Annotated in this window: 24 protein-coding genes; 12 read left to right on the top strand and 12 right to left on the bottom strand. The window is 68.9% G+C overall.

Features of this window, described 5'->3' with window-relative positions; all coding sequences use genetic code 11:
* Positions 1–41 precede the first annotated feature (41 nt).
* The 4 genes from CFB39_RS12435 (at position 42) to CFB39_RS12420 (ending at position 3,502) form a co-directional block, all read left to right on the top strand.
* Positions 42–1,058: a DUF475 domain-containing protein gene (locus CFB39_RS12435; RefSeq protein WP_047852100.1), complete on the top strand. Its 1,017-nt coding sequence runs from the start codon at positions 42–44 to the stop codon at positions 1,056–1,058.
* A gap of 100 nt (positions 1,059–1,158) precedes the next feature.
* A complete protein-coding gene (locus tag CFB39_RS12430; protein ID WP_089473188.1) occupies positions 1,159–1,815 on the top strand; it encodes a TerD family protein in 657 nt (218 codons plus the stop codon).
* Positions 1,816–1,866: 51 nt separating this feature from the next.
* Complete coding sequence (locus CFB39_RS12425; protein WP_089473187.1) at positions 1,867–2,739, top strand: hypothetical protein; 873 nt, start codon at positions 1,867–1,869, stop codon at positions 2,737–2,739.
* Between the two features lie 142 nt (positions 2,740–2,881).
* Positions 2,882–3,502, top strand: a complete 621-nt coding sequence (locus CFB39_RS12420; RefSeq protein ID WP_089473186.1) for an HAD family hydrolase — start codon at positions 2,882–2,884, stop codon at positions 3,500–3,502.
* Positions 3,503–3,511: 9 nt separating this feature from the next.
* Here the strand turns inward: CFB39_RS12420 and CFB39_RS12415 are convergent, their stop codons facing one another.
* The gene (locus CFB39_RS12415) at positions 3,512–4,621 is read right to left on the bottom strand and encodes a fatty acid desaturase (RefSeq protein WP_089473185.1); all 1,110 of its coding nucleotides are present in this window, start codon (positions 4,619–4,621) and stop codon (positions 3,512–3,514) included.
* A gap of 205 nt (positions 4,622–4,826) precedes the next feature.
* Here CFB39_RS12415 and CFB39_RS12410 point away from each other — a divergent pair, with 205 nt between their 5' ends.
* Complete coding sequence (locus tag CFB39_RS12410) at positions 4,827–5,864, top strand: AraC family transcriptional regulator (protein ID WP_089473184.1); 1,038 nt, start codon at positions 4,827–4,829, stop codon at positions 5,862–5,864.
* Between the two features lie 61 nt (positions 5,865–5,925).
* On the opposite strand, the gene CFB39_RS12405 is transcribed toward CFB39_RS12410, so the two are convergent.
* The 5 genes from CFB39_RS12405 to cysD form a co-directional block, all read right to left on the bottom strand.
* The gene (locus CFB39_RS12405) at positions 5,926–6,975 is read right to left on the bottom strand and encodes a beta-propeller fold lactonase family protein (RefSeq protein ID WP_089473183.1); all 1,050 of its coding nucleotides are present in this window, start codon (positions 6,973–6,975) and stop codon (positions 5,926–5,928) included.
* Complete coding sequence (locus CFB39_RS12400) at positions 6,962–8,329, bottom strand: MFS transporter (RefSeq protein ID WP_089473182.1); 1,368 nt, start codon at positions 8,327–8,329, stop codon at positions 6,962–6,964. Before CFB39_RS12400 ends, CFB39_RS12405 begins: the two co-directional genes overlap by 14 nt.
* A 302-nt stretch (positions 8,330–8,631) precedes the next feature.
* Complete coding sequence (locus CFB39_RS12390) at positions 8,632–9,819, bottom strand: helix-turn-helix transcriptional regulator (protein ID WP_089473181.1); 1,188 nt, start codon at positions 9,817–9,819, stop codon at positions 8,632–8,634.
* A gap of 129 nt (positions 9,820–9,948) precedes the next feature.
* Entirely contained in the window at positions 9,949–11,871 is a 1,923-nt protein-coding gene (cysN, locus tag CFB39_RS12385) for a sulfate adenylyltransferase subunit CysN (RefSeq protein WP_089473180.1), read from the bottom strand.
* Positions 11,871–12,851, bottom strand: a complete 981-nt coding sequence (gene cysD / locus CFB39_RS12380) for a sulfate adenylyltransferase subunit CysD (RefSeq protein WP_256991395.1) — start codon at positions 12,849–12,851, stop codon at positions 11,871–11,873. Before cysD ends, cysN begins: the two co-directional genes overlap by 1 nt.
* A gap of 130 nt (positions 12,852–12,981) precedes the next feature.
* Between cysD and CFB39_RS12375 the strand changes: the two genes are divergently transcribed.
* The 4 genes from CFB39_RS12375 to CFB39_RS12360 are packed head-to-tail and all read left to right on the top strand — an operon-like array spanning position 12,982 to position 17,113.
* Complete coding sequence (locus tag CFB39_RS12375; RefSeq protein ID WP_089473178.1) at positions 12,982–14,091, top strand: DUF1214 domain-containing protein; 1,110 nt, start codon at positions 12,982–12,984, stop codon at positions 14,089–14,091.
* Positions 14,088–15,281 (top strand): sulfotransferase, encoded by a 1,194-nt coding sequence (locus tag CFB39_RS12370; RefSeq protein ID WP_089473177.1) that lies wholly within the window; start codon positions 14,088–14,090, stop codon positions 15,279–15,281. The genes CFB39_RS12375 and CFB39_RS12370 overlap by 4 nt, the downstream gene beginning before the upstream one ends.
* A gap of 42 nt (positions 15,282–15,323) precedes the next feature.
* Positions 15,324–16,115 carry an SDR family oxidoreductase gene (locus CFB39_RS12365; protein WP_089473176.1) on the top strand — a complete coding sequence of 264 codons (792 nt, stop codon included), beginning with the start codon at positions 15,324–15,326 and terminating at the stop codon, positions 16,113–16,115.
* Between the two features lie 17 nt (positions 16,116–16,132).
* Complete coding sequence (locus tag CFB39_RS12360; RefSeq protein WP_089473175.1) at positions 16,133–17,113, top strand: acetyltransferase; 981 nt, start codon at positions 16,133–16,135, stop codon at positions 17,111–17,113.
* Between the two features lie 63 nt (positions 17,114–17,176).
* On the opposite strand, the gene CFB39_RS12355 is transcribed toward CFB39_RS12360, so the two are convergent.
* Positions 17,177–17,629 (bottom strand): nuclear transport factor 2 family protein, encoded by a 453-nt coding sequence (locus CFB39_RS12355; protein WP_089473174.1) that lies wholly within the window; start codon positions 17,627–17,629, stop codon positions 17,177–17,179.
* A gap of 13 nt (positions 17,630–17,642) precedes the next feature.
* A complete protein-coding gene (locus CFB39_RS12350; protein WP_089473173.1) occupies positions 17,643–18,122 on the bottom strand; it encodes an SRPBCC domain-containing protein in 480 nt (159 codons plus the stop codon).
* A gap of 362 nt (positions 18,123–18,484) precedes the next feature.
* On the opposite strand from CFB39_RS12350, the gene CFB39_RS12345 reads away from it, so the two are divergent.
* Entirely contained in the window at positions 18,485–19,963 is a 1,479-nt protein-coding gene (locus CFB39_RS12345) for a deoxyribodipyrimidine photo-lyase (protein WP_089473172.1), read from the top strand.
* Positions 19,964–19,985: 22 nt separating this feature from the next.
* On the opposite strand, the gene CFB39_RS40795 is transcribed toward CFB39_RS12345, so the two are convergent.
* From CFB39_RS40795 to CFB39_RS12335, 3 genes are all read right to left on the bottom strand, one after another.
* Positions 19,986–20,108, bottom strand: coding sequence for a hypothetical protein (locus CFB39_RS40795; RefSeq protein ID WP_256991394.1), 123 nt, complete (start codon positions 20,106–20,108; stop codon positions 19,986–19,988).
* Positions 20,099–21,328 carry an MFS transporter gene (locus tag CFB39_RS12340; protein ID WP_089473171.1) on the bottom strand — a complete coding sequence of 410 codons (1,230 nt, stop codon included), beginning with the start codon at positions 21,326–21,328 and terminating at the stop codon, positions 20,099–20,101. Before CFB39_RS12340 ends, CFB39_RS40795 begins: the two co-directional genes overlap by 10 nt.
* Positions 21,329–21,514: 186 nt before the next feature.
* The gene (locus CFB39_RS12335) at positions 21,515–22,456 is read right to left on the bottom strand and encodes a LysR substrate-binding domain-containing protein (RefSeq protein ID WP_089473170.1); all 942 of its coding nucleotides are present in this window, start codon (positions 22,454–22,456) and stop codon (positions 21,515–21,517) included.
* Positions 22,457–22,653: 197 nt separating this feature from the next.
* On the opposite strand from CFB39_RS12335, the gene CFB39_RS12330 reads away from it, so the two are divergent.
* A complete protein-coding gene (locus CFB39_RS12330; protein WP_089473169.1) occupies positions 22,654–23,697 on the top strand; it encodes an alpha/beta fold hydrolase in 1,044 nt (347 codons plus the stop codon).
* 138 nt (positions 23,698–23,835) lie between these two features.
* Complete coding sequence (locus CFB39_RS12325; protein WP_089473168.1) at positions 23,836–24,591, top strand: 4'-phosphopantetheinyl transferase superfamily protein; 756 nt, start codon at positions 23,836–23,838, stop codon at positions 24,589–24,591.
* A 21-nt stretch (positions 24,592–24,612) separates the two neighbouring features.
* Here the strand turns inward: CFB39_RS12325 and CFB39_RS12320 are convergent, their stop codons facing one another.
* Entirely contained in the window at positions 24,613–25,533 is a 921-nt protein-coding gene (locus tag CFB39_RS12320) for a glutamate/aspartate ABC transporter substrate-binding protein (RefSeq protein ID WP_089473167.1), read from the bottom strand.
* Positions 25,534–25,563: the final 30 nt, after the last annotated feature.

Raw genomic sequence — 25,563 nt, 5'->3', positions numbered from 1 at the left:
CAGCCCGCCCGCCTCTTATCCCGAACTCGATTACCCCCATCATGTTGAAAGACTTCAAGATCCCGTTGTCGCTCACGGTGCTCGCGCTGATCGCGGCCTATCTCCTCGGCGGCGTGAAGGACATGCTGATCGTCGCGGTCCTGTCGGTGCTCGAAATTTCGTTGTCGCTCGACAACGCGGTCGTCAACGCCTCGGTGCTCAAGAACTGGTCGGAGAAGTGGCGCAACCGCTTCATGGTGTTCGGCCTGCCGGTCGCCGTGTTCGGCATGCGGCTCGTGTTCCCGCTGCTGATCGTCGCGGTGATCGGCCACATCGGCATGTGGGACGCGCTGAAGCTCGCGATCGAGTCGCCGGCGCAGTACGCGTCGATCCTCACGTCCGCGCATCACCAGGTCTCCGCATTCGGCGGCGCGTTCCTGCTGATGGTGTTCTTCAAGTTCATGCTCGACACCGGCAAGGACGAGCACTGGATCGGCTTCCTGGAAGGCCCGATGAGCCACCTCGGCCGCATCACGGCGCTGGAAGTGGCACTCACGCTCGCCATCGTCATCGTCGCGTCGCTCTACGTGCCGGCAGCCGAGCAGGTGGCCTTCCTGCTCGCGGGGGCGTTCGGCGTGATCAGCTTCGTGATCGCGCACGGCATCGGCGACCTGATCGGCGGCGAGGAGACGGGTACGCGCGTGGTGCGCGAGGGCGTCGCGGGTTTCATGTATCTCGAAGTGCTCGATTCGTCGTTCAGCTTCGACGGCGTGATCGGTGCCTTCGCGCTGTCGAACAACATTTTCCTGATCGCGCTCGGCCTCGGCGTCGGTGCGGCCTATATCCGGGAGATGACGCTCGTGCTGCTGAAGAAGGGCACGCTCGCGCAATACCGCTATCTCGAGCACGGCGCGTTCTGGGCAATCGGTGCGCTCGCAACGATCATGTTCCTCGGCGTGAAGTTCGAGGTGCCCGAGGTCATCACCGGCCTGGTCGGTGCGGCGATGATCGCGGCGGCCGTGTGGTCGTCGATCGTCGTGCAACGCAAGGAAGACCGCACGGCTGTAGCGGGCGAGTGACCCCGCGTCACGTGCAGATCGAACACCATCAACGAGGGGCCGCGCAGGGCGGCCCGGCATTGCCGCCGGCGCAACGGCGGTTCCAGCAGAAGAGGTTCAGATGATCAATTTGTCGAAAGGCGGTCGCGTCAACCTGTCGAAGGAAGCGCCTGGCACGCAGAAGTTCCGCATCGGTCTCGGTTGGGATGCGAACGCGACGGACACGGGTACGGACTTCGATCTCGACGTGTCGGTGTTCCTGTGCAAGTACGACGCGCAGAGCAATCCGAAGCTGATCTCGGATCAGCACTTCGTGTTCTACAACAGCGAAGTGCGCACGATGGAGCGCAAGGACACCTTCATCCAGCCGGGCGACGATTTCCCGAAGCGCGGGATGCCCGCGTCGAAGTGCCTGGGCGTCGTGCATAGCGGCGACAACCGCACGGGCAGCGGCGACGGCGACGACGAGGTGATCTTCATCGACATGACGAAGTTGGCCGCGGACATCGAGGAAATCTCGGTGGTCGTGACGATCGACCAGGCCGAAGCGCGTCGCCAGAATTTCGGCCAGGTGCGCAACAGCTACATCCAGATCGCCGACGAAGTGTCGGGCGCGGTGATCGCGAAGTACACGCTCGAGGAAGACTTCTCGATGGAGACGTCGGTGCAGGTCGGCAGCTTCTATCGCCGCGACGGCCACTTCATGTTCAAGGCGGTCGGCGCCGGCTACAACCGTGGCCTGGGCGACTTCGTGCGCGCGTACGGCGGCGCGGTCTGACTGGCGGCAGCCCGGCCGGCGGGATACCGCCGCGCCGGGCAGGAAGCAGCGATGACGAATCCGTCCGACGAGCCGAAGCGGCTCGAGTTCGATACGACGCCCGAGCGCACGCCCGGGCGTCTTGCGTTCGACGCGCCGCCCGCGGCCGCGGCGCCGGTTGCGCGCGGGCCCGAGCGGCCGGCGCCGCAGGCGCTCGACTTCGGGCCGGCGCCCGCGTCCGGCAAGACCGTGCGCACGGCGCCGGCCGAGGCGGTCGGCCGTGCGGTATTCGGCGAATCGAACCATCCGCAGCTCGAAGCGTGCTTCCGCGCCGCGCAGGCCAGCTTCCCGAATCTCTATCCCGACTACGCGCCGCGCATCGAGCGGCACATCCGGCAACTGGTGCCGCTCAAGTTCGCGACGATCGCGACGATCGGTGACGGCGCGCTGGAGACGGCGGGCAACCTCGTCGAAGCCGTGGCGGCCACGACGCGCGAATTCAACGAACTCGGCGCGGCCGACATGATGGCCGGCATGCTCGCGCAGGCGACGCGCAAGGCCGGCATGTTCGAACGCTGGTTCGGCGCGGCGACGGGCCATGTCGACTACCGCGCGGCGATCGGGGCGCTCAAGCAGTCGCTCGGCTTCTTCCCGCGCCGCACCGAAGAACTCGCCGCGAAGGTCCGCCATGCGGAAGAAAACCTCGTGGTCGTGCTCGCGGCGCTGAGCGCGGTGTCGGACGTCGTGCGCGCGCCGGACGACGCGGGTGTCGAGCGCACGCTGTTCGACCGCCGCAACATCGTCGGGCAGGCGGTGCAGCAGATCCGCATGCAACCCGCGCAATTGCGCGGGCTCGACGAGCGCGTGACCGATCTGCTGTCGCGCGCCGATCATCTGATGAACGTCGTGCTGCCGGCGGCGTTGGCTGCGCGGCCGCAGCGCTGAGCACACGGCGCGACGGGCACGAACGCGTGCGCTGCGGCGCGCGTGTTCGCTGCGCAGGCCACGCCGCGTCACGTCATTTCACGTGCGCTGGCCCGAGTCTGCTATCTTCCCGGGCATCTCATCGCTTTCCCGCCGATTCTCCATGACTGACCGCATCGTTGCCGCATTCGATTTCGACGGCACCATCACGACCACCGACAGCTTTCGCCATTTCGTCCGCTATGCGGTCGGCACGCCGCGCTTCGCGTGGGCCGGATTGCGCGCGCTGCCGTGGATCATTGCGATGAAGGCCGGGCTGCTGTCGCGTGGCGACGCGAAAGCGAAATTCGCATCGTTCGCGTTCGGGCCGGTGCGCGAGGATGCGCTCGATGCGCAGGCGCGCACGTTCGTCGACACCTATCTGCCGAGCCTCGTGCGCCCGGAAATGCTCGAACGCATCCGCGAGCATCGGGCACGCGGGCACGAAGTCGTGCTGGTGAGCGCGTCGCCGTCGCTGTATCTGGAGAAGTGGGCGAAGACGGCCGGCTTCGATGCGGTGCTCGCGACGCGGCTGGCGTTCGAGCGCGGTGCCTTCGCCGGTCGGCTCGACGGCGAGAACTGCTGGGGGCCGCAGAAGGTCGTGCGGCTGCGCGGGTGGTGGGGCGACCGGCCGCCGAAACAATTGTTCGCGTACGGCGACAGCCGTGGCGACAAGGAAATGGCCGAGCTCGCGAACTGGTCGTGGATCCGCGGGCAAGGGCCGATGCCGCCGATCGGCGGTTGAGGTGGTGCGTTACGCGTCGGCCTGAGCCTGGCGCGTGCCGCGCGCCGGACGATAACTGCCCCAGCGATTCGCCCGCGCGAACGTGCCGACGTCGTTGAAGCGCACGCCGACTTCACGCAGCGCCGCATGCGCGGTGCGTGCGGTCAGCTGGCGGATGTAGAACGGGTCGCGCACCACGAAGTGATGGATCGCATGCGTGCTGCCGAAGTTGAAGCAGAACAGCTGGAACGGCAGCATCCACCACGGGTTGAGCACCTGCGTCTGCTGGATCACGTTGCGTGAATCGATATCGCCGAAGTAATGCATGTTCGAGCTGACGAAGTTGATGCAGAAGCTGCGCACGAAGTTCGGCCCGAGCCACACCACGGCCAGGAAATCGACGACGCTCATCACGCGCTCGACCATGGCCGGCACCGTCACCGGGTAGCCGAACGCATGCAGCGCGAACAGGCCGACGTGATAGACGATGAACGCGTGCCACAGCACGTAATACAGGTGACCGACCGGCATGTACGACGACACCTGCTCGACGCGCAACTGCAGGCGTTCGGACGGATCCTGCACCGGCTGCGCGGCCACGTACTGCTTCACCTTGCGGCGCATCGCGGTGGGCCGCAGCACGACGGCGAGCATGCCGTCCGCGATCATCAGCAGGCGCTTCACGCCCCAGCGCTCGCCATTGGTGATGCCGAATTCCTCGAGATCCGATTCGCCGCCCGACACCTTGTGGTGATGCAGGTGCATGCGCCGCCGCGTCCACGGGTTGATCGTGCCGGGCCGCGTGAGCCAGCACAGCGCCATCATCAGGTGATAGGCCCACGGTGTCTTCTTGAAGTACATCAGGTGGATCAGATCGTGCTCGAGCTCGTGGATCAGCGACGTGACGAACGCGGCGAGCGGCAGCGCGACGTACCACGCGATCGCTCCGCGCGCATAGAGCCACGCGATCGCGAGCATCGCGCTCACCGAGACGGCCATCACGGTCGCGCCGACGAGGTTCTGGTTGTCGAGCAGCGGAAAGCGCGCGCGGATCGCGTCGCTCGCGGCGTTGACCTCGCGGCGGACGTACGCGACCTTGTCCGCGTCGTGGCGAAAGGCGGTTCGTGCGGGTTGGCTCATCGACCGGGATTCCTGCGGAAAGGGTGGGGCGCAATGCCGATGTGACAAGCATAGGCGCGCACCGGACCGCACGCGAGGGCCGCCGGTGCCAATGGGGGTGTCATTTCGGGCCACGATGGCCGGCCGGCGCGGCTAGAGTCACGCCCCGGTGTCATTGCGGGCCAGCGACGCTACAATCCGCCGAAACCGCTCCGGAGTCCGCCGCATGGTCCTGTCCGTCCCGGATGCCGCCCGCCAGCTGAACAAGGCGACGGTGTCGTCCGCGTATGCGCTGTTCATGCTGATGCTGGCCGAGGAGCGCGGCATCGACGGCGGCCGCGTGCTGGCCGGTTCGGGCGTCGAGCGCGACCGGCTCGCGCAGCCCGATGCGCGCATCACGCCGCTGCAACAGGCGGCGATCGTGTTCAACCTGCTCGACGCGACGGACGACCCGTCGATCGCGATCGAGATCGGCCTGCGCAGCAGCCTGACGAAAGCGGGACTGATCGGCTTCGGGCTGATGAGCTGCGCGACGCTCGGCGAGGCGATCTCGCTCGGCATCCGCTATCTGCCGACGCGCGTGCCGTTCTTCTCGGTGCGGCTCGCGCAACTCGATGGAATCGTCGACATCGACGTGTTCGAAGCGTTTCCGCTTGGCCGGCTGCGCCAGTTCGCGGTCGAGAACTTCCTGGTCGAGACGGCGATCCTGTTCAACTCGCTGCTGCATCCGGTGCCGGGGCGCACGCTGCAGTCGCGTGCCGAACTCCATTTCGAATGGCCGGAGCCGCCGTGGTTCGAGCGTTATCGCGCGCGGCTGCCGCGCTGTCATTTCGACGCGAGCGCGAACCGCATCCGCTGCGATGCCGCGTTGCTCGACGAGCCGATCGGCACCGCGAACGCGCATACCGCGCAGATGATCGTGCAGCAGTGCGAGGCCGAGCTCGCGCGGCTCGGCTATGCGGAAAGCATCGTCGAGCGCGTGCGCAACCTGCTGATCTGCGGCGAAGGCGGCTATCCGTCGGTTGACGACGTCGCCCGCGAGCTGCATGTGTCGGCGCGCACGCTCAAGCGCAAGCTCGCCGAGTACGGCGCGACCTATTCGACGCTGCTCGACGAGATCCGGTTGCGCGACGCGCTGCGGCTGCTCGAAGGCACGCGGCTGCCGGTCGACGAGATCGCCGCGCGCGTCGGCTATACGGATCGCGCCAATTTCACGCGCGCGTTCAAGCGCTGGACGGGCGTCGCGCCGAGCGAGCGGCGCTGAACGCGGTTATGCACCGGCCTGCGTGGCGGGCCTGCCGCGTCATGCGCCGCGTGTCACGGCTTCAGACGATCGCGACCCAGTTCGCCCCGCGTCCGCCCGGCACGCGTGCGTGCGGCGACAGTGCGCCGTCGTCCGGCGCGATCGCATACACCGACACGAATTCAGACTGTTCGCCGCAGGCGACGAGCCAGCGTCCCGAGGGGTCGATCGCGAACCCGCGCGGCTGCGTTTCGGTGGCGGTCGCGTGCGCGGGTTCGAACGTGCCGTCTTCGCTGCGGCGATAGCAGAGCAGGCGGCTCGATGTGCGTTCGCTGACGTAGGCGAAACGCTCGTCGGGCGTCAGGTGCAGGTCGGCGGCCCAGACGGACGGTTCGGTGGGCGCGGGCGGCCGCGCATGGCCTTGCGCGAGTTCGGCGACGGCCGGATGGCGCGCGCTCACGCGAGCATCACCGAGCCGGCCGGTTTCAGGGTCGCGCGCGAACGTCGCGAGCGTGGCCTGGAATTCGCTGACGCAGACGAGCGTGCGGCCGTCATCCGCGAATTGCAGGTGACGCGGGCCGAACCCGGCCGGCACGCGCGTTTCGCCATGTTCGAGCGCGCGCAGGCCGGCCGCGTCCTCGACGAGCGCGAAGCTGAACACGCGATCCGAGCCGAGCGAGCTGACGTACGCGAAACGGTTGTCCGGCGACACGATCACCGCGTGCGCGTTCGCGATGCCGCCCGTGACCTGCAGCGGCGTGCCGTCGCCGTCGCGCACGCGCGCGGCGTCGTAGAGGCTCAGCGAATTCCCGCCGTACGACGCGCCGAGCAGCCAGCGGCCGCTGCGGTCGAGCGACAGGTACGCATGGCTCGCGTCGATCGCGGTGGTGCCGATGCGCACGAGCGCGCCGGTGGCGGGCACGACGCGGAACGCGACGATCGTCGGTTGTTCGCCGCGCGTCGCGACGTAGAGCCGCGCACGGTCGGCCGGCACGGCGATCGGCATCGCGACGTCGGCCGCGGGATAGCGGGTGAGCGGCGCAAGCGTGCCGTCGGCCGCGAGCGAGAAGGTGGCGAGGTCGCCGTCGGCGGCATTCGAGACGACGACGGTCAGGCGGTCAGTGTTCGGCATGGCGGAGCATCGCAGCGTTCGTGAAGGATTCGTCGGCCGGCAGGCCGCGCGGCGGATCGCTGCGCCGGTGCGTGCGCGCGAACAGCGCGGCGACCGCGGCGACGAGCGAAGCGATCGCGAGCGCGTACAGTCCGCCCGTGATCGAACCCGTATGTTGCTTCAGATAGCCGAACGCCGTCGGTGCGACGAAGCCGCCGAGGTTGCCGACCGAGTTGATCAGCGCGATCACGGCCGCGGCCACGCGCGTGTCGAGATAGCCCTGCGGGATCGGCCAGAACAGCGACGAGGCGGCCTTGAAGCCGAGCGCGGCGAAGCAGATCGACGCGAACGACCATGCCGGATCGTGCGACGTCGACGCAAACAGCCCGCACGCGGCGAGCACCAGCGCGACCGCGAGCCAGCGCTGCGGATGCTTCCACTTCGACGACAGCACCGCGAAGCCGTACATCGCGCCGATCGCGATCATCCACGGAATCGTGTTGTACAGGCCGACCTGGAAATCGGTGAGCCCGCCCATTTTGCGGATGATCGTCGGCAGCCAGAACGTGGCCGCGTAGATCGTCAACTGGATCGAGAAATACAGGAAGCAGAACAGCATGATCTGCGGGTCGCGCAGCAGCGCGGTGGCGCGCACCGGCACGTTCGAGCGGACGTCGCGCGTCGCGCGCTCGTCGTCGAGCGCGTTCTGGAGCGCCGTGCGTTCTTCGGCCGTGAGCCAGGTCGCGTCGCGGATGTGCGATTTCAGCAGCAGCCAGCTCGCGCCGCACAGAGCGACCGAGAACAGCCCTTCGATCAGGAACATCCATTGCCAGCCTTCGAGGCCGAAACCGCGGATCGACAGCAGCGCGCCGGTAACGGGCCCGGACAGCACCGACGCGAACGCGGAGCCGCCGAGGAAGATCGCCATCGCCTTGCCGCGCTCCTGCGGCGGCAGCCATTGCGACAGGTACAGCACGACGCCGGGGAAGAAGCCGGCCTCGGCCGCGCCGAGCAGGAAGCGCAGCGCGTAGAACGACGTGTCGTTCCACACGAACGCCATCGCGGCCGCGACGATGCCCCAGGTCGCCATGATCCGGGCCAGCCAGATGCGTGCGCCGTAGCGCTGCATCAGCAGGTTCGACGGCACCTCGAACAGCGCGTAGCCGACGAAGAACAGCCCGGCGCCGAGGCCGTACGCGGCCGCGCCGATGCCGATCGACGCCTCGAGGTGGCGATCGACGAAGCCGACGTTCACGCGGTCGATGTAGTTCGCGATGAACATGATCAGCACGAGCGGCAGCACGTGCCACTTCACTTTCGAGACGGCGGACGCGAGCGGGTCGCGTCCGGGCAGAGTGTGCGAGGGCGGGTTCAAGCGTGTCTCCGGTCGGGCGGCGGCGGACGGGGCGGTGGCCCGCGTCGGCATCCGGGTGGCGGTCTATGTAGTATGTCGTCGTATGACATGGTACGCCTGAGCGTCGATGAAGACGTCGCGGGTTTACCCGGAAATTTCCCAGAAATTGGGGAATTTCATGAGGAGCGCCAGTGATTTTTCATGTCTGATGACGTATGACATGAGACGGGTAGGCGCCAATTGCCGCGTCTTCGGTCGCGGCCCGCGCTGCGTGCGCGGGGGGCATCGGCCGGCAGCCCGTCCGGCGGCTGCCGTCGCCTCTGCTACGCCATCGATACGACGCTGTTGAGCAGCGTCTTCACGAGCACGGCCTGCCGTGTCGCGCCCGTCTTCGCGAAGATGCCGCGCAGGTGCGCGCGCGCGGTGTTCTTCGTGATGCCCGTCGCGGCGGCCGCTTCGTCGAGCGTCAGCCCGTCGACGAGCAGCAGCGCGATTTCGGTTTCCATCGGCGTGAGCCGGAACAGCCGGTGCAGCATGTCGCGCGACGTTTGCGGCGACGACGCAGGATCGCGCACGAACACGGCGACGGCCGGCCGGTGCTGCCGGTCCTCGGCGCCGCGGTAGGGCGCGAGCGGGCGCAGCAGCACGCTCAACGGCAGCGCGCCGCCGGGGCGCGACAGCGTGGTGGCTTCGATGCGCGCAAGCGCGCCCGCGCGGAAATGCTCGAGCGTGGCCTGCAGCGCCTTCTGCAGCCGGCGTTCGTCGAGCGGGCACGATGCGTGGAGCCGCTCCTGGCGCACGCACAGCCCGTCCTGCTGCTCGATCAGCCGCTCGGCGATGCGGTTGCGCTTGATCACGCGGCCGTCCTCGTCGACGATCGCGGTGCCGACGTCGAGCCGGTCGACGGTGCCCGCATACAGCGCACGTTCGGCATCGAGCACGTCGAACGCCGCGTGCAGCTCGACTGCCCGCTGCAGGTGCGGCAGTAGCGTCGCGACCTGCGCGCGCTCGGCCGCGTCGAAATCGTGGCCGCCGTGCGCGCGGCTCACGAAGAACGCGCATTCGACGCCACGTTCGCCACGCAGGTTCGCGCCGAGGATGTAGCGCAGGTCGAGCGGCTGCAGGTACTGCCGGTAGAAATCGTGCGCGCGCCACGCGGTTTCGCCGAACAGCCGGTCGGCCGTGAAGACCTGGCCGGGCGGCTGGTCGAGAAACGGGCACAGCGCGTAGAACTGCTCGCTGTATGACGGCTCGCCGGGCAGCAGCGGGCCATGCGCCGACGCGTTGATGATGAGCCCGTGCCGTGCGCCGCCGGGGTTGCGCAGCACCAGCGTCGTGAAGCGCGCGTCGAGCCGCGCGCGGACCGCTTCGAGGAAGCCGGCCCACGGGGTGGGCTCCGACGGGCCCTGATAGACGAGCCCGAGCCACGCGCTGAGTTCGCGCGCCGTCCACGCCGCGTCGTCGAAACCGTCGTGCGCGGCCGGGTCGCCGGGCGCCAGCGCGATGGGCATGCTCGTGTTCTCCTGGTCGGGATGAAGGATTCCCGGACCAGCATACCGGCCGCCCGGCGGCCCGCGTCATCCGAACGGAGTAGGCGACGCGGGCAGTCGGCCAACTGCCGGGCTGCCCGCCTGCCGCGCTTACGCCGCGCGCTCGCGCAGCAGGTACGCGACGATCCGATCGGCCGCTTCTTCCGGCGACTCGGCGACCGTGTCGACGCGCAGTTCGGGCTGCGCGGGCGGTTCGTACGGCGAATCGATGCCCGTGAAGTGCTTCAGCTCGCCGCGCCGCGCCTTCTTGTACAGGCCCTTCGGATCACGCTCCTCGGCCACCGCGAGCGGCGTGTCGACGAATACCTCGACGAACTCGTCCTGGCCGACCCGCGCGCGCGCCATGTCGCGCTCCGCGCGGAACGGCGAGATGAACGACACGAGCGTGATGAGCCCCGCATCGAGCATCAGCCGCGCGACTTCGGCGACGCGCCGGATGTTCTCCACGCGATCGGCCTCGGTGAAGCCGAGATCGCGATTGAGCCCGTGCCGCACGTTGTCGCCGTCGAGCAGGTACGTGTGCTTGCCGAGTGCATGCAGGCGCTTCTCGACGAGATTCGCGATCGTCGACTTGCCGGCGCCCGACAGGCCCGTCAGCCATACGATGCGCGGCGTCTGCGCCTTCTGCGCGGCACGCGCGGCGCGGTCGACGTCGACCGCCTGCCAGTGCACGTTGTGCGCGCGGCGCAGCGCGAAGTGCAGCATCCCGGCGCCGACCGTGTCGTTGGTGACGCGATCGATCACGATGAAGCCGCCCGTGTGGCGGTTGCGGTCGTATGGGTCGAACGCGACCGGCCGGTCGAGGCTCAGGTTGCACACGCCGATCTCGTTGAGCGCGAGCGTGCGCGCCGCGAGATGCTCGCGCGTGTTCACGTCGATCTTGTACTTCGGCGTCGCGCAGGTCGCGCCGACTGTCTGCGTGCCGAGTTTCACGAGATACGGGCGGCCGGGCAGCAGCGGCGCGTCGTGCATCCACACGAGCGTCGCCTCGAACTGGTCGGCCACTTCAGGCGGCGCGTCCGCGCGCGCGATCATGTCGCCGCGGCTGATGTCGATCTCGTCGGCGAGCGTGAGCGTCACCGCGTCGCCGGCGCGCGCGAGGTCGCTTTCGCCGCGTTGCGTGATGACCGACGCGACGCGGCTCTCCTTGCCGGACGGCAGCACGCGCACGCGCTCGCCGACGCGGATCTCGCCCGATGCGATGCTGCCCGCGTAACCGCGGAAGTTCAGGTGCGGGCGGTTGACCCACTGCACCGGCAGCCGGAACGGCTCGTCGCGCGTCACGCGCGCGGCGAGCGGCAGCGTGTCGAGATGCTGCATCAGCGTCGGGCCCGCGTACCACGGCATCCGCGCGCTTGGCGTGATCACGTTGTCGCCGCGCAGCGCCGACATCGGGATGCTGACGATCTCCGCCAGCCCGAGCTCGGCCGCGAACGCGCGATAGTCGGCGTCGATGCGCTCGAACACGGCGCGGTCGTAGTCGACGAGATCCATCTTGTTGATCGCGAGCACCACGCGCCTGATGCCGATCAGTGCGACGAGATGACTGTGGCGGCGCGTCTGCGTGAGCACCCCCTTGCGCGCATCGATCAGGATCACGGCGAGATCGGCGGTCGACGCGCCGGTGATCATGTTGCGCGTGTACTGCTCGTGGCCGGGCGTGTCGGCGACGATGAACTTGCGTCGCGCGGTCGCGAAGAAGCGGTACGCGACGTCGATCGTGATCCCTTGCTCGCGCTCGGCCGACAGGCCGTCGACGAGCAGTGCGAAATCGAGTTCGCCGCCCTGCGTGCCGACCTTCTTCGAATCGGCCTCGAGCTGCGTGAGCTGGTCGTCGAACAGCATGTTCGATTCGTAGAGCAGGCGGCCGATCAGCGTGCTCTTGCCGTCGTCGACGCTGCCGCACGTGATGAAGCGCAGCAGGTCCTGGGCTGGTGCGTGCGCTTCGTCGGCGGCGCTTGCCTCGGGTGCGTGGTGCGCGAGCGCCTCGGGCGCGGTGAGAACGTGTGCCATCAGAAATATCCCTCCTGTTTCTTCTTTTCCATCGAACCGGCCGAATCGCTGTCGATCAGTCGTCCTTGCCGTTCGGACGTGCGCGTCTCGCGCATCTCCTGCAGGATGTCGTCGAGCGAGCTCGCGTCGCTGTCGATCGCGCCCGTCAGCGGATAGCAGCCGAGCGTGCGAAAGCGCACCTTGCGCATCTGCGGCACTTCGCCTTCGCGCAGCGGCAGGCGTTCGTCGTCGACCATGATCAGCGCGCCGTCGCGTTCGACCACGGGCCGTTCCTTCGCGAAGTAGAGCGGCACGATCGGGATGTCGTGAAGCTGGATGTACTGCCAGATGTCGAGCTCGGTCCAGTTGGAGATCGGGAACACGCGCAGGCTTTCGCCCTTGCGCTTGCGCGCGTTGTACAGCGACCAGAGCTCGGGGCGCTGGCGCTTCGGGTCCCAGCGGTGCTGTTCCGAGCGCAGCGACACGATGCGCTCCTTCGCGCGCGACTTCTCCTCGTCGCGGCGCGCGCCGCCGAACGCGGCGTCGAAGCCGTAACGATCGAGCGCCTGCTTGAGCCCCTGCGTCTTCCACACGTCGGTGTGCACGGCCGAGCCGTGCGTGAACGGATCGATACCGTTCGCGATGCCTTCGGGGTTGATGTGCACACGCAGGTCGAGGCCGAGGCGCGTGGCTGTCTCGTCGCGAAACGCGATCATCTCGCGGAATTTCCAGGTCGTATCGACGTGCAGCAGCGGAAAGGGCGGCTTCGCCGGGTAGAACGCCTTCATCGCGAGATGCAGCATGACCGAGCTGTCCTTGCCGATCGAATACAGCATCACCGGGTTCTCGCTCTCGGCGACCACCTCGCGCATGATGTGGATGCTTTCGGCCTCCAGCCGCTCCAAGTGGGTCAACATCGTTCGTCTCCTTGTTTCATGCCGGCGCCGCGCGACATGTGCGGCGTTTCGTGCATGACACCGACGGTATCGGGCGAGCGGCATGCCGCTCTTCGTCCGGGTGGACTAAGCCGCGGGATGGCGGTGGCGCGGATCTTTCCTTAGTCCACCCGGACGAAGTGGCGCGCGACGGCGACGCTTAAGGTGAGCGCTCGACCATCGGCGGAGACGACACATGACGGACGACACACGTGCCACGCAATTGCTTTCAGGCCAGACCTGGGCCGACTTCTGCGACACCCTGAAACGCAGCGGAGAGCAGATCCTGCGCGCCGAGGCGCCGGACGATCCGCTGACGCGCGCGGAAGGATTTCGCTACCTGAGCCGGCTGATGCGCATCGCGCTCGAAATGCACGTCGAGTTCGCGGACGGTGCATGGCCGGGCTTTTTCTCGCCGTCGCACGAGACCGCGAAGATCGGTGCCGACAATCCCGACAACCTGTACCAGTACGCGCGTCTCGACGGCCGCTGCGAATATCGCGTGACGGGGCGGCGCGGCACGGTGGCCTATCTGAGCTTCGGCACGCAGAAGGGCGGCTACGAGACCGACGGCAAGATGCTGCAGACGGGCTTTCTCGACGCGAAGCAGCTCGAGATCGCACCGGACGGCAGCTTCGATATCGTGCTGAGCGAGACGCCGCGTGCGGGCAACTGGGTGCGCATGGAGCCGGGCACCAACGCGTTGCTGGTACGCCAGACCTTCCTCGACCGGCGCGCGGAAACGCCGGCACAACTGAAGATCGAGCGCATCGGCAGCGACGATCGCCCGGCGCCCCTCGACCCGCTCGTGCTGCAGGGTGGTCTCACGCGCGCCGCGCAGTTCGTCGAGCAGACGTCGAAGCTGTTCGCGGACTGGGCCGCGAGCTACCGGTCGCACGTGAATGCGCTGCCGCCCGCCGACCAGGCGCTGTGCCAGTCGGTCGGCGGCGATCCGAACATCTATTACTACCACTCGTGCTGGTCGCTGGCCGACGACGAAGCACTCGTGATCGACGTCGACACGGTGCCCGACTGCGATTTCTGGAACGTGCAGCTCAACAACTACTGGATGGAATCGCTCGATTACCGGCACTTCGATATCTGCGTGAACAAGCACAGCGCGCGGCGGAATGCGGACGGCGGCGTGACGGTGGTCGTCGCGGCCGCGCGGCCGGGCGATGCGAACTGGCTCGATACGGCCGGGCATCGCACCGGCACGATCTGCTGGCGCTGGGTGGGCGCCGCGCAGCCGGTGCATCCGCGCACGCGGGTGGTGAAGCTCGCGACGCTGAAGGAGGCCGCATGAACGCGCCGCTGGATCGAACCCGCACGCTGCTCGCGCCCGACGGGTTGATCGCCGAAGCCGTGTCGCGCGCGGGCGGACTGACCGCATTCGGTGACGGGCCGTATCGCGAAGCGCTCGACGTGATGTGCGCGTCGCTGATCGACGAAGCGAAGCTGTCCGCACGCGGCGCGGAGATGATGCGCGAGAAGCTCGTCGGCCAGCTCGTGAACCGGCTCGTCATCGAGGATTACTTCCGGCGTCATCCGGAAATCGCGGAGATCGCGATCGACGATCCGCTCGTGATCGTCGGCCTGCCGCGCACGGGTACGACGCTGCTGCAGCGCCTGCTGGCCGTCGACCCGCGCTTCCATGCTGCGGCGTGGTGGGAAACCCGCTACCCGGCGCCGCTTGCAGGCGAGACGCTCGCCGAGCCGACGGTGCGCATCGCGCGTGCGCAGGCCGAGGTCGCGACGATGATCGACTGCATTCCGCAGATCCTGACGATCCATCCGCTCGATGCGATGCTCGCCGACGAGGAGTTCATGCTGATGGAGCATGCGTTCGTGTGCGCGATGGATTCGTATGCGAACGTGCCGCGCTACACGGCGTGGCTCGCGCGGCAGGATCTCACGCCGGTCTATACGTACCTGAAGCGGATGCTGCAGTTCCTGCAATGGCAGAAGGCGCAGCGCGGCGTCGCGCCGGCCGCGCGCTGGCTGCTTAAGACGCCGCAGCACCTGCATGCGCTCGACGTGCTGTGCCGGGTGTTTCCGCGTGCGCAGGTCGTGCTCACGCACCGCGATCCGGCGCAGACGATTCCGTCGATGGCGAGCATGGCGCACACGTTGTGGCAGATGTATGCGGACGATCCCGATCCGCTTGCCGTCGGCGCGCAGTGGAACGCGGGGATGGCACGCGCGATCGGTGCGGCGATGGCCGCGCGCGACGCGTTGCCGGCCGACCGCTTCCTCGACGTGCGCTTCGAGGACACGGTGTCGAATCCGCTCGGCGTTGCCGAGGCCGTGTACGCGTTTGCCGGGATGCCGCTCGATGCGCGGCAGCGCGCGGCGATGACGGCCTGGATGGCGCGCAACGGCCGCGACAAGCGTGCCCCGCACGACTATTCGATCGCGCGCTTCGGCTTCACCGATGCACAGCTCGCGCGCGACTTCGCCGCGTATCGTGCGCGGCACCTGCGGGTGGCCGGCTGACGGCCATTGCTCGCGAGAGCAACGACAACCAGGAGACAACCCATGTTGCTGAAGGACAAGATCGTCGTGATTTCCGGAATCGGGCCGGGACTCGGCGTGAAGCTCGCCGTCGAGGCCGCGCGCGAGGGGGCGCGCGGCGTGGTCGTCGCGGCGCGCACGCTGGAAAAGCTCGACGACGCCGAAGCGCGAATCCATGCACTCGGCGTCGACTGCGACGTGCTGAAGGTGCAGACCGACATCACCGACCGTGCACAATGCCGCCAACTCGCGACGCAGGCCGTCGAGCGCTTCGGCCGGATCGACGCGCTCGTGAACAGCGCATTCGTGCACGGGACGTTTCCGGAACCGGTGGAGGAGGCTGACCTCGACGGCTGGCGCGCGGTGTTCGACACCAACGTGTTCGGCACGATGGCGCTCACGCAGGAAGTCGTGCCGCACATGAAGCGGCACCAGCGCGGCGCGATCGTGATGATCAACACGCAGGCGACCCGCAAGCCGTTTGCAGGGGAAGGCGGCTACGCTGTATCGAAGGGGGCGCTCGCGGTTGCGGCAAAATACCTGGCGCGCGAACTCGGCGTGCACGGCATTCGCGCGAACAGCATCCACATGGGGTGGATGTGGGGCGTGCCGACCCAGACGTATTTCCGGCAGGCGGCTGCCGAGTACGGCATGACGGAAGAGCAGGTCATCGCGCCGATCGCGTCGAACATCGCGCTCGCGAAGCTGCCGACCGACGACGACTGCGCGCGCGCTGCGCTGTTCCTCGCGTCGGACTATGCGAATGCGGTGACGGGCGCGACGCTCGACGCGAATGGCGGCGATTTCATGCCCTGACGATGGAGCGAAGGATCATGCAGGACAACCACGACACACACCACTTCTTTGCCTTCAACGGCGACGCGGACGGGCTGTGCGCGCTTCAGCAACTGCGGCTTGCGGAGGGCGTGCACGGCACGCTCGTGACCGGCGTGAAACGCGACATCAAGCTGCTCGAGCGGATCGACGCGCGGGCGGGCGACATCGTCACCGTGCTCGACGTGTCGCACGACCAGAATCGCGACGCGTGTGCGCGGCTGCTGCGCGACGGCGTGACGGTCCGCTATTTCGACCATCACTTCGCGGGTGAACTGCCCGACGATCCGCGCTTCGACGCGCATATCGACACGGCGGCCGACGTCTGCACGAGCGCGATCGTGAACCGCTATCTCGACGGCCGGCACGTGCGCTGGGCGATCGTCGCGGCGTTCGGCGACGAGTTGCCGGCGCTCGGCCACGCGCTGGCGAGTGAGCACGGGATCGACGAGGCGCAACGCGACACGCTCGCCGAACTCGGGCTCTACCTGAACTACAACGCGTACGGCGAATGTGTCGGCGATCTGCATTTCGCCCCGGCCGCGCTCGCCGATGCGATGCTGCCGTGCGTCGACCCGCTCGATTTCGTGCGCGAGACACCCGTGTTCGCCGCGCTGCGCGACGGCTACCGCGACGACATGGCGCGCGCGTGCGCACTCGCGCCGCTGCGCGAGGTGCCCGGTGCGACGCTGGTCCGGATGCCTGATCATCCGTGGGCGCGGCGCGCGACCGGCATGCTCGCGAACGAACGGATGCGCAACGCGCCGCATGCGGCGCTCGCGGTGCTGTCGCCGCGCGCGGACGGCGGGCTCGTCGTCAGCGTGCGCGTGCCCGATGGCCGGCCGCTCGGCGCCGACGAATTCTGTCGCGGCTTTCCGACCGGCGGCGGGCGCAAGCGCGCGGGCGGCATCAACCATCTGCCGGAAACCGAGTTCGACGCGTTCGCCGAGCGATTCGAGGCCGCGTTCAGGCTCGATTGACGCAGCGGGCTGCGACGATGCGTGCGCCGTGCACCTTCGCACGACGCGCGCATCGCGAATGGATCAACCGGTCGCGCCCGCCAGCACGGCCGGCACGTTGTGACCGTAGCAGCGTTCCTCGACGCGCTCGGCGATGCGCCAACCTTGCGCAGTGCGCGCGAATCGGTCGACGTACCAGAGCCCGAGAAACATCACCTGCGTGCCGCCGTCCGGCAGCGCGACTTCCATCGGATTGAAGCAGATCGTGCGGCCGCGTGCGGTATCGCCGTCGAGCCGGATCGACAGGTTGCCGACCATGTGCTGGTATTGCGGAAACTGCGGCAGCACGGTGCGCAGCCAGGCCTTCACCTCCGGATAGCGGCCTGCGACGCCGCCCATCGCGCGATAGTCGATCGCGGCATCGGGTGTGAACACCGCGTCGAGCGCGTCGAAGTCGCGCGTATCGATCGCGCTCGAATACGCGACGATCAGCTCGCGGATGTCGTGATGGTCGGACAGCGTTTGCAGATCGGGCATCGGCGTCTCCCGGTCACGCGCCGTTGCGCCGGCGTGCCGCGTGGAGCGCCTCGGCGCGCTGCTTCACGTCGCGTGCGCACTGGTCGAAACCCTGTTTCACCCAAGCACCGTGGTTCTGCATGATCGTGTCCGCGTTGACGCCGAGGAACTGGTCGGTCGTGAAATAGCGGCAGCGCTCCGCGCCGATCGCGTCGATGTACTGGTCGCGGCGCGCGGCGTCCTTGTTGTCGTCGGTCGGGCGCTGCTCCCACGACAGCAGGCGTTCGGGTTCGTACGCGACGAGGATCTCGTTGACGGGAATCACGGTTTCCGTGCCCGGGATGCGCACCTGCATGTGCACGAAATCGCCGAGCCTGCCGGTCGTTTCGAAGCCGATGCAGAACGTGTTCCATTCGCCGTAGCGCGGGAAGTCGGTCAGCACGTCCCAGACGACGGAGGCCGGTGCGTCGATGTCGACGGTGATCGAGGTGACGAGATTCGAGGGTTTGGTCATGGCGATGTATCGGATCGGATGAAACCGCGCCTACCCGGGTGGCGGGACGCGTCGCGGCAGTCGCAAGGAGTCGCGCCGGTATCGGTAGGCGCGCGTGACGGGTGTGGCTCGGGACGTGCGGGGGCGTTTTCGCCGGCACGTGCCGCGCAGCGCAGCGCACCCGACATCGAGCGTAGGCCGGCACACGCGGCGAAGAATCGTCGGAATGGACTAAGGCGTTTCACCGGGGCGGCAGGGGGGTGCGATCGCCGCGACGGTCGGCGGCAGGGGCGCGCCGGCGCATCATGCACGCAGAACGTCGACATCACGCAGCGCAGCCGCGACAATACGGGTCTCTTTCCGCTTTCGTCATCGAGGTGCCTGTGTCCGCCAAGTCGTCCGTTGCTCCCGCGATCGTCTGGTTCCGCGACGATCTACGCGTGACCGACCAGCCCGCGCTGACGCGCGCGATGGAATCGGGCCGGCCGCTCATTTGCGTATTCGTCGACGACACGGGCGACGGCGCCGGGCGCGCGCTCGGTGGTGCAGCGCGCTGGTGGCTGCACGGGTCGCTGGCCGGGCTCGACGCGGCGCTCGCGCGTCATGGCGGGCGCCTGCTGCTGTTGCGCGGCGACGCGCCGCGCGAGATCGACCGCATCGTGCACGACACGGGCGCGCAAGCCGTGTACTGGAACCGTCGCTACGCGCAACCGCAGCGCGACGCCGACGCGGCGCTGAAGGCGTCGCTCAAGGCGCGCGGTGTCACGGTCGAGAGCAGCAACGGCAGCCTGCTGAACGAGCCGTGGGAGGTGCTGACGGGCGGTGGCACCCCGTATCAGGTGTTCACTGCGTACTGGCGTGCGGCGCGACGGGATCGCACGGTCGCCGCGCCGCTGCCGGAACCCGAGCGGATCGCGTTTCATCCGTGGCCGAAAACCCTGCGTGACCGCGCGCTGGCGCTCGACGCGCTTGCGTTGCGGCCGCATTCGCCGGATTGGGCCGGCGGCCTGCGCGATGCGTGGCCCATGCCCGACGAAGCCGGCGCGCACGCGCAACTCGACGCGTTCCTGACGACATCGCTCGCCGGCTATGCGGACGCGCGCGATCTTCCCGACCGTCCCGCGACGAGCCGGCTGTCGCCGTTCCTGCGCTTTGGCAACGTGTCGCCGCGACAGGTGTGGCACGCGGTGCAGGGTGCCGCGAGCGCAGGCGGCGCGGCGGTTGCCGCGGACGCCGACAAATTCCTGAGCGAACTCGGCTGGCGCGAATTCAGCTACGCGCTGCTGTACCACTTCCCGGCGCTCGCGACCGACAACTTCCGCGCGCAGTTCGACGCGATGCCGTGGCGTGACGATCCCGCCGCGCTGCGCGCATGGCAGCGCGGGCTGACCGGCTATCCGCTCGTCGATGCGGGCCTGCGCGAACTGTGGACGACCGGCTGGATGCACAACCGCGTGCGGATGGTCGTCGCGTCGTTCCTCATCAAGCATCTGCTGATCGACTGGCGTGCGGGCGAAGCGTGGTTCTGGGACACGCTGGTCGACGCCGATCCCGCGAACAACGCGGCGAGCTGGCAGTGGGTGGCCGGCTGCGGCGCCGACGCCGCGCCGTATTTCCGCATCTTCAATCCGGTCGCGCAGGGGCAGAAGTTCGATCCGGACGGCGCGTACGTGCGGCGCTGGGTGCCCGAGCTTGCCGGCCTCGACAACGCATCGATCCACGCGCCGTGGGAAGCGTCGCCGCTGGCACTCGACGCGGCCGGCGTGCGGCTCGGCGTCGATTACCCGGCGCCGCTCGTCGAGCATGCGGCCGCGCGTGCCCGTGCGCTCGATGCGCTGGCGGCGTTGCCGAAGCGCCGCTGACCGTACGCTCCGGATGGCCGCATCAATTGCAGAGCGCGACGTGTTCGAGCAGCGCGTACGCGACGCCCGAGCTGAAATAAGCGGCGCCGCACCACGCGACGAACGCGAGCGTGCCGGCGGCCAGCGCCGCGCGGATCATGCCCATGCCGCGTTGCCCGATGCCGGGCGCGCGACGCGCGCGTCGTTGATCGGCAGATGCAGCAACGCCGCGAGCACGCCGAGCGCGATCGAGCCGATCCACAGCGGCAGGTACGAATGCGTCGCGTCGTACACCACCGCGCCGAGCCAGACGCCGAAGAAGCTGCCGAGCTGGTGCCCGAAGAACACGAAGCCGAACAGCGTCGCGATGTAGCGCACGCCGAACACCTGCGAGATCACGCCGTTCGTCAGCGGCACGGTGCCGAGCCACGTGAATCCCATCACGGCCGCGAACACGTAGACGCTCGCGGGCGACAGGGGGGCTGCGACGAACGCGGCCATCGTGAGCGCCCGCACGAGGTACAGCACCGACAGCACGTACTTGCGCCGCAGCAGCCCGCCGAGATGGCCGCACGCATAGGTGCCGGCCACGTTGGTCAGCGCGATCAGCGCGAGCGCGACGCTCGCGTGGCGTGCCGGCAGCCCGTGGTCGAGCAGGTACGCGGGAAGATGCGTCGCGATGAACGCGAGCTGGAAGCCGCATGCGAAGAAACCCGCGTTCAGCAGCCAGAAGCCGCGATGCGCGAACGCCTCGCGCACGGCCTCGCCGATCGACTGGTCGGGGCCGGCGGCGCCGGCAGCCTGCGTGGGTCGGTCGCGTAGCAGCAGGGCGAGCGGTGCAAGCAGCGCCGCGACGAGCGCCAGTGCGATGAACGCGTGCCGCCAGCCGATGCCGCCGATCAGCGTCTGCGCGACGGGCACCATGCAGAACTGGCCGAGCCCGCCGATCGCGCCCGCGACGCCGAGCGCCCAGCCGCGCCGGTCGGGCGGAAACAGGCGGCTCAGCGCGCCATAGATCGACGCGAACGCCGAGCCCGACAGCGCGATGCCGATCACGAGCCCGGCGCCGACCGTGAACATGCCGGTCGTCGCCGCATGCGCCATCGTGACGAGCCCGGCCGCATACAGCAGCATCCCGGCGACGATCACGCGCAGCGAGCCGAAGCGATCGGCGACCATCCCGGTGAACGGCTGCGCGACGCCCCAGATCAGGTTCTGCAGCGCGAGGGCGAGCCCGAACGCTTCGCGCGACCAGCCGTGGTCGAGCGACACCGGCGCGAGGAACAGGCCCTGCACGTGGCGGATGCCGAGCGCGGCGCCCATGATCAGGCCGCCGGCCAGGACGGGCAGCCAGCGGCGGCGGACTTCCTGCTCGATCGGGGTCATGCGTGTCTCCGGATGAACGCGCGCGGCAACACGGCCGCGCTCGATCCGATTAGACGACCGGGCCCGTCGTCGCTCAAGCGATCATTCGGTCAGGTTGGCATGCGTGGCAGGAATGCGATGTGGGGCGCGCGGAGTGGGGCGGAGCGCCCGCCACAGGTCGGGATCGTTTGCTGACGCCGTGCTGGCTTAAACCGACGCGGTGCCGTGCGCACGCATCGCGGTATCGCATTCGGCCGCTTCGGCGAGCATCCAGTCGCGCACGTCGGCGACTTCGCGGCGCGGGGCCGGATCGTGCTGGAACAGCCAGTAGCCGTACGCATCCGTCAGCGCCTGCGTATGCGGCCCGAGCACCGCGAGCCGCCCGTCCGCGAGCATCGGCGCGACGAGCGCGAGCCGGCCGAGTGCGACGCCCTGGCCCGCGATCGCCGCCTGGATCACCTGGTCGTACTGGTTGAAGCGCAGCACGCCTTTCGGGCGCACGTCGCCGAGCCCGGCCGCGTGCAGGTGCGCGCGCCACTGCAATTGCGGCTGCGGTGGCCCGTCGAATTCGAGCAGCACGTGGTCGGCGATCGCGGCCGCGTTCGTGACGGGCCGCGCGGCGAGCGCCGGATGCGCGACCGGCACGACGATCTCGTCGAACAGGCGCAGCGCGCCGGCCGGCGCGCGGTCGCGCGGACAATAGCGGATGCCGAGGTCAATGCTTTCGGCGCGCAAATCGAGTACCTTGTCGTTCGCGGCGACGCGCAGGTCGATCTCCGGCAGGCGCGCCTGCAGCCGCCCGAGCCGCGGCAGCAGCCACAGCGCGGTGACGCCGATGCTCGCGGTGATCGTGACGGGCTGGCGCTCGCGCGTGGCCGCGAGCGAGGCGACGGTGTCCTGCAGCCCGTGCAGTGCCGCATCCGCGACGCGAAACAGCCGCTCGCCTTCCGGCGTGAACGCGATCTTCCGGTAGCCGCGCTGCAGCAATGTGACGCCGAGGTGCGCTTCGAGCGCGTGTACCTGGCGACTGACCGCCGATTGCGTGACGCAGAGGTCCCGCGCGGCGAGCGTGATGCTCATGCGGCGGCCGACGGCGACGAAACCGCGGACGAGGTCGAGCGACGGGAGGCGGACGAGCGGCGTTGACATGCGCGTGACTCATGCGAACGGAGCAGCAAGATTGGTTGAGAACGCGGGGCGCGTCAAGTTCAATGGAGGCTGGCGCGGGCGGTGAAGGGGGCGCAGGCGCACGTGCGTTGACGCCCCGGCCGGCTGCGAAGCATGGACGTGGGCAGGCACTGACGCGCTCACCCGGACGGACCGCGAAGCATGGGACCGGAGACACGATGACGATTTCGAACGAAGGCAGCGAAAAGACGCAGGGCACCCGCGCGGCGGACGCATTGCCGCCCGAGCCGGTGACGCTGCGCGCGGCCGACGGTTACGCATTGCGCGGCCATGTATGGCGCCATCGCGGCGGCAGTGTCGTGCGGCCGGTGACGGTCATCAATTGCGCGACGTCGGTGCGTTGCGACTACTACTTCCGTTTCGCGGCCTGGCTGTTCGCCCAGGGGCGCGACGTGCTCGTCTACGACTATCGCGGCATCGGCGGGTCGCGCCCGGCGCGGCTCGCGAAGCTGCGCGCGAACTGGCTCGACTGGGGGCGGCTCGATTGCGAAGCCGCGCTGCACTACGCACGCGACGCGTTTCCGGGCCAGCCGATCGACGTCGTCGCGCATAGCATCGGCGGGTTCGCGCTCGGGCTCGCCGCATCGAACGTCCACGTGCGGCATGCGGTGACGGTCGGCGCGCAGTATGCGTACTGGCGCGATTACCGGCCGGCCGAACGGCGCCGCATGTGGTGGAAGTGGCACGTCGCGATGCCGGTGCTCGCGGCCGTGTTCGGCTACGTGCCCGCGAAGCGGCTCGGCTGGATGGAGGACACGCCGCGTGGCGTCGCGTTGTCGTGGGTGCGCTCGCAGGCACGCTTCGAGGAGGGCTATACGAGCGGCCTGCTCGCCGAACCCGCCGCGAACCGCGCCGCGTTGCCCGTCCGCTTCGCGGGGCTGTCGGCGCCGATGCTCGCGATTGGCCTCGACGACGACGGGTTCGGCACGGTCGCGGCGATCGAGCGGCTGGTCGGCTACTACACGGGCAGCGACGTCACGCATCTGCGGATCGCGCCGGCCGACATCGGTGTCGACGCGATCGGCCATTTCGCGTTTTTCCACAGCCGCTTCACCGAAACACTGTGGCCGCTCGCGCTCTACTGGCTGCAACATGGCGTGCTGCCGGCCGATGCGCCGGGCAACGTGCATGCGATTCACCCGGCATCGCGCGGGCGTGGGCCCGGCAGCGGCGTGCCGGGCGTTGCCGCGAACGGGCGATAGGGCGGCCTCGTCATGCTTGGCACATGCCGAGAGGACAAGCGCCGGCGCTCGGCATCGACGCCGGCGGGCCGCAACGGTTCGCCATATCGCCTGATCGATTAACATCGGACGTTTCCTTCTACAGGCTGCCGCACGTCGATGCTCGTCCCGCCCGATTCCGTTTTTCCGTCTGAAAGCCCCAGCGCCTGGCGCATGCAGCGGCTCGACGTGCCGGCCGCCGCGGCCCGCGCCGGCGTGCGGCTCGCGCGCGTCGATTTCGACTGGCGCGTGCCGCTTGTGTCGCCCGCATATGCGGCACTGAGCGACGGCGAGCGCGCGCGGGCCGCACGTTTCATGCGGCATGAGGATGCGGTGCGCAGCGCCGCGACGCGTGCCGCGCTGCGCGACGTGCTCGGCACGGCCCTCGGCATCGCGCCGCGGGCGGTGGCGATCGTCGTCGACGCATCAGGTCGGCCGTCGCTGGACGGCGCGCATCGCGCGTCGCTCGACTTCAACGTGTCGCATGCCGGCGATCATGCGTTGATTGCGTGGGCCCCCGCGGGGCGCGTGGGCGTCGATATCGAGTGCTGCAACCGCGCGACCGACTGGCGCGCGCTGACGCGCGAAGTCTGCGCGCCCGCCGAGGCCGCCTATCTCGACAGCCTGCCGCCGGCCGAACGGGCCGGCGCATTCATGCGCGTCTGGAGTGCGAAGGAGGCGCTGCTCAAGGCGCTCGGCACGGGCATCGTCGGCGGGCTGAGCGCGTTCGCGGTCATGCCGCCGCGCGATGGCGCGACCCCCGCGACGACGATCGTCGAGCCGGCCGCGCCCGCCGCCGGCGTCGCGACGTTCGATGCGGCGTGGCTCGACGCGGCGCCCGGCTATGCGGCATGCGTCGCGTGGACGCGTGCGTGAGCCGCGGTCAGCGCGCGGCGCTCATTCGAGCGGCGCGTCGTTCGGCGCTGCATAGCGCGCCTTGATCACGTCGCTCATCGCGAAGTCGAACGACAGCCCCTTCGGCGGCACCGGCTTCATGAACCACTTGTCGTACAGCGCGTCGATCTCGCCGCGCTTCATCAACTGCACGAGCACGTCGTCGACGAGCGCCTTGAACTGCGGATCGTCCTTGCGCAGCATGAAGCCGTAGGCTTCCGACGATTGCGGCGTGCCGACGATCCGCCAGTCGGCCGGCTTCGCGGCGAGCTGGCGCACGCCCGCGAGCAGCACGTCGTCCATCATGTACGCGGCCGCGCGGCCCGATTCGAGCGTGAGGCGTCCTTCGCCGTAGTCCTTCGCGCTGATGATCTGCATGTTCATCTTCTTTTCCTCGTTCATCTTGCGCAGCAGGCGCTCGGACGTCGTGCCCTGGTTCGTCACGACCGTCTTGCCGGCGAGATCGGGGAAGTCGCGGATGCCCGACGTCGTGCGCGTGAGCAGGCGCGTCGTCGCGACGAAGAAGGTGGTCGAGAACGCGACCTGCGCGTGACGCGCGGCGAGGTTGGTCGTCACGCCGCATTCGAGATCGACGGTGCCGTTCTGCACGAGCGGAATGCGGTTCTGCGACGTGACCGGGATGAAGCGCACCTGCAGGTCGGGCTTGCCGGTGCGCGCCTTCACCGCGGCGATCACGCGGTCGCACAGATCCTGCGAGAAGCCGATGACCTTGCCGTTCGCGTCGGCGTAGGAGAACGGCACCGACGTTTCGCGGTGGCCGATCGAGATCAGGTTGCTCTGCCGGATCTTCTCGAGCGTGCCGGACAGCGGCTCCGCGGCGAGCGACGCGCCGCACGCGAGTGCGCACGCGGCGAACAGCAGGGGGCGGCCGAACCGGATGGCGAGTCGTGACGGGAAGGACATGGCGGTCTCCGCGGCGAATGGTGATCCGTA

The sequence above is a fragment of the Burkholderia sp. AU6039 genome, assembly GCF_002223365.1.
In the GTDB taxonomy this organism is placed as follows: domain Bacteria; phylum Pseudomonadota; class Gammaproteobacteria; order Burkholderiales; family Burkholderiaceae; genus Burkholderia.
Note: the sequence above shows the minus strand (reverse complement) of the source record. Positions and strands in the feature narration are given on the sequence as shown.

Coding starts and splice junctions, on each gene's coding strand:
- CFB39_RS12435 (WP_047852100.1), top strand. CDS start 42: ATGTTGAAAGACTTCAAGATCCCGTTGTCGCTCACGGTGCTCGCGCTG.
- CFB39_RS12430 (WP_089473188.1), top strand. CDS start 1,159: ATGATCAATTTGTCGAAAGGCGGTCGCGTCAACCTGTCGAAGGAAGCG.
- CFB39_RS12425 (WP_089473187.1), top strand. CDS start 1,867: ATGACGAATCCGTCCGACGAGCCGAAGCGGCTCGAGTTCGATACGACG.
- CFB39_RS12420 (WP_089473186.1), top strand. CDS start 2,882: ATGACTGACCGCATCGTTGCCGCATTCGATTTCGACGGCACCATCACG.
- CFB39_RS12415 (WP_089473185.1), bottom strand. CDS start 4,621: ATGAGCCAACCCGCACGAACCGCCTTTCGCCACGACGCGGACAAGGTC.
- CFB39_RS12410 (WP_089473184.1), top strand. CDS start 4,827: ATGGTCCTGTCCGTCCCGGATGCCGCCCGCCAGCTGAACAAGGCGACG.
- CFB39_RS12405 (WP_089473183.1), bottom strand. CDS start 6,975: ATGCCGAACACTGACCGCCTGACCGTCGTCGTCTCGAATGCCGCCGAC.
- CFB39_RS12390 (WP_089473181.1), bottom strand. CDS start 9,819: ATGCCCATCGCGCTGGCGCCCGGCGACCCGGCCGCGCACGACGGTTTC.
- cysN (WP_089473180.1), bottom strand. CDS start 11,871: ATGGCACACGTTCTCACCGCGCCCGAGGCGCTCGCGCACCACGCACCC.
- cysD (WP_256991395.1), bottom strand. CDS start 12,851: ATGCCGCTCGCCCGATACCGTCGGTGTCATGCACGAAACGCCGCACAT.
- CFB39_RS12375 (WP_089473178.1), top strand. CDS start 12,982: ATGACGGACGACACACGTGCCACGCAATTGCTTTCAGGCCAGACCTGG.
- CFB39_RS12370 (WP_089473177.1), top strand. CDS start 14,088: ATGAACGCGCCGCTGGATCGAACCCGCACGCTGCTCGCGCCCGACGGG.
- CFB39_RS12365 (WP_089473176.1), top strand. CDS start 15,324: ATGTTGCTGAAGGACAAGATCGTCGTGATTTCCGGAATCGGGCCGGGA.
- CFB39_RS12360 (WP_089473175.1), top strand. CDS start 16,133: ATGCAGGACAACCACGACACACACCACTTCTTTGCCTTCAACGGCGAC.
- CFB39_RS12355 (WP_089473174.1), bottom strand. CDS start 17,629: ATGCCCGATCTGCAAACGCTGTCCGACCATCACGACATCCGCGAGCTG.
- CFB39_RS12350 (WP_089473173.1), bottom strand. CDS start 18,122: ATGACCAAACCCTCGAATCTCGTCACCTCGATCACCGTCGACATCGAC.
- CFB39_RS40795 (WP_256991394.1), bottom strand. CDS start 20,108: ATGGGCATGATCCGCGCGGCGCTGGCCGCCGGCACGCTCGCGTTCGTC.
- CFB39_RS12340 (WP_089473171.1), bottom strand. CDS start 21,328: ATGACCCCGATCGAGCAGGAAGTCCGCCGCCGCTGGCTGCCCGTCCTG.
- CFB39_RS12335 (WP_089473170.1), bottom strand. CDS start 22,456: ATGTCAACGCCGCTCGTCCGCCTCCCGTCGCTCGACCTCGTCCGCGGT.
- CFB39_RS12330 (WP_089473169.1), top strand. CDS start 22,654: ATGACGATTTCGAACGAAGGCAGCGAAAAGACGCAGGGCACCCGCGCG.
- CFB39_RS12325 (WP_089473168.1), top strand. CDS start 23,836: ATGCTCGTCCCGCCCGATTCCGTTTTTCCGTCTGAAAGCCCCAGCGCC.
- CFB39_RS12320 (WP_089473167.1), bottom strand. CDS start 25,533: ATGTCCTTCCCGTCACGACTCGCCATCCGGTTCGGCCGCCCCCTGCTG.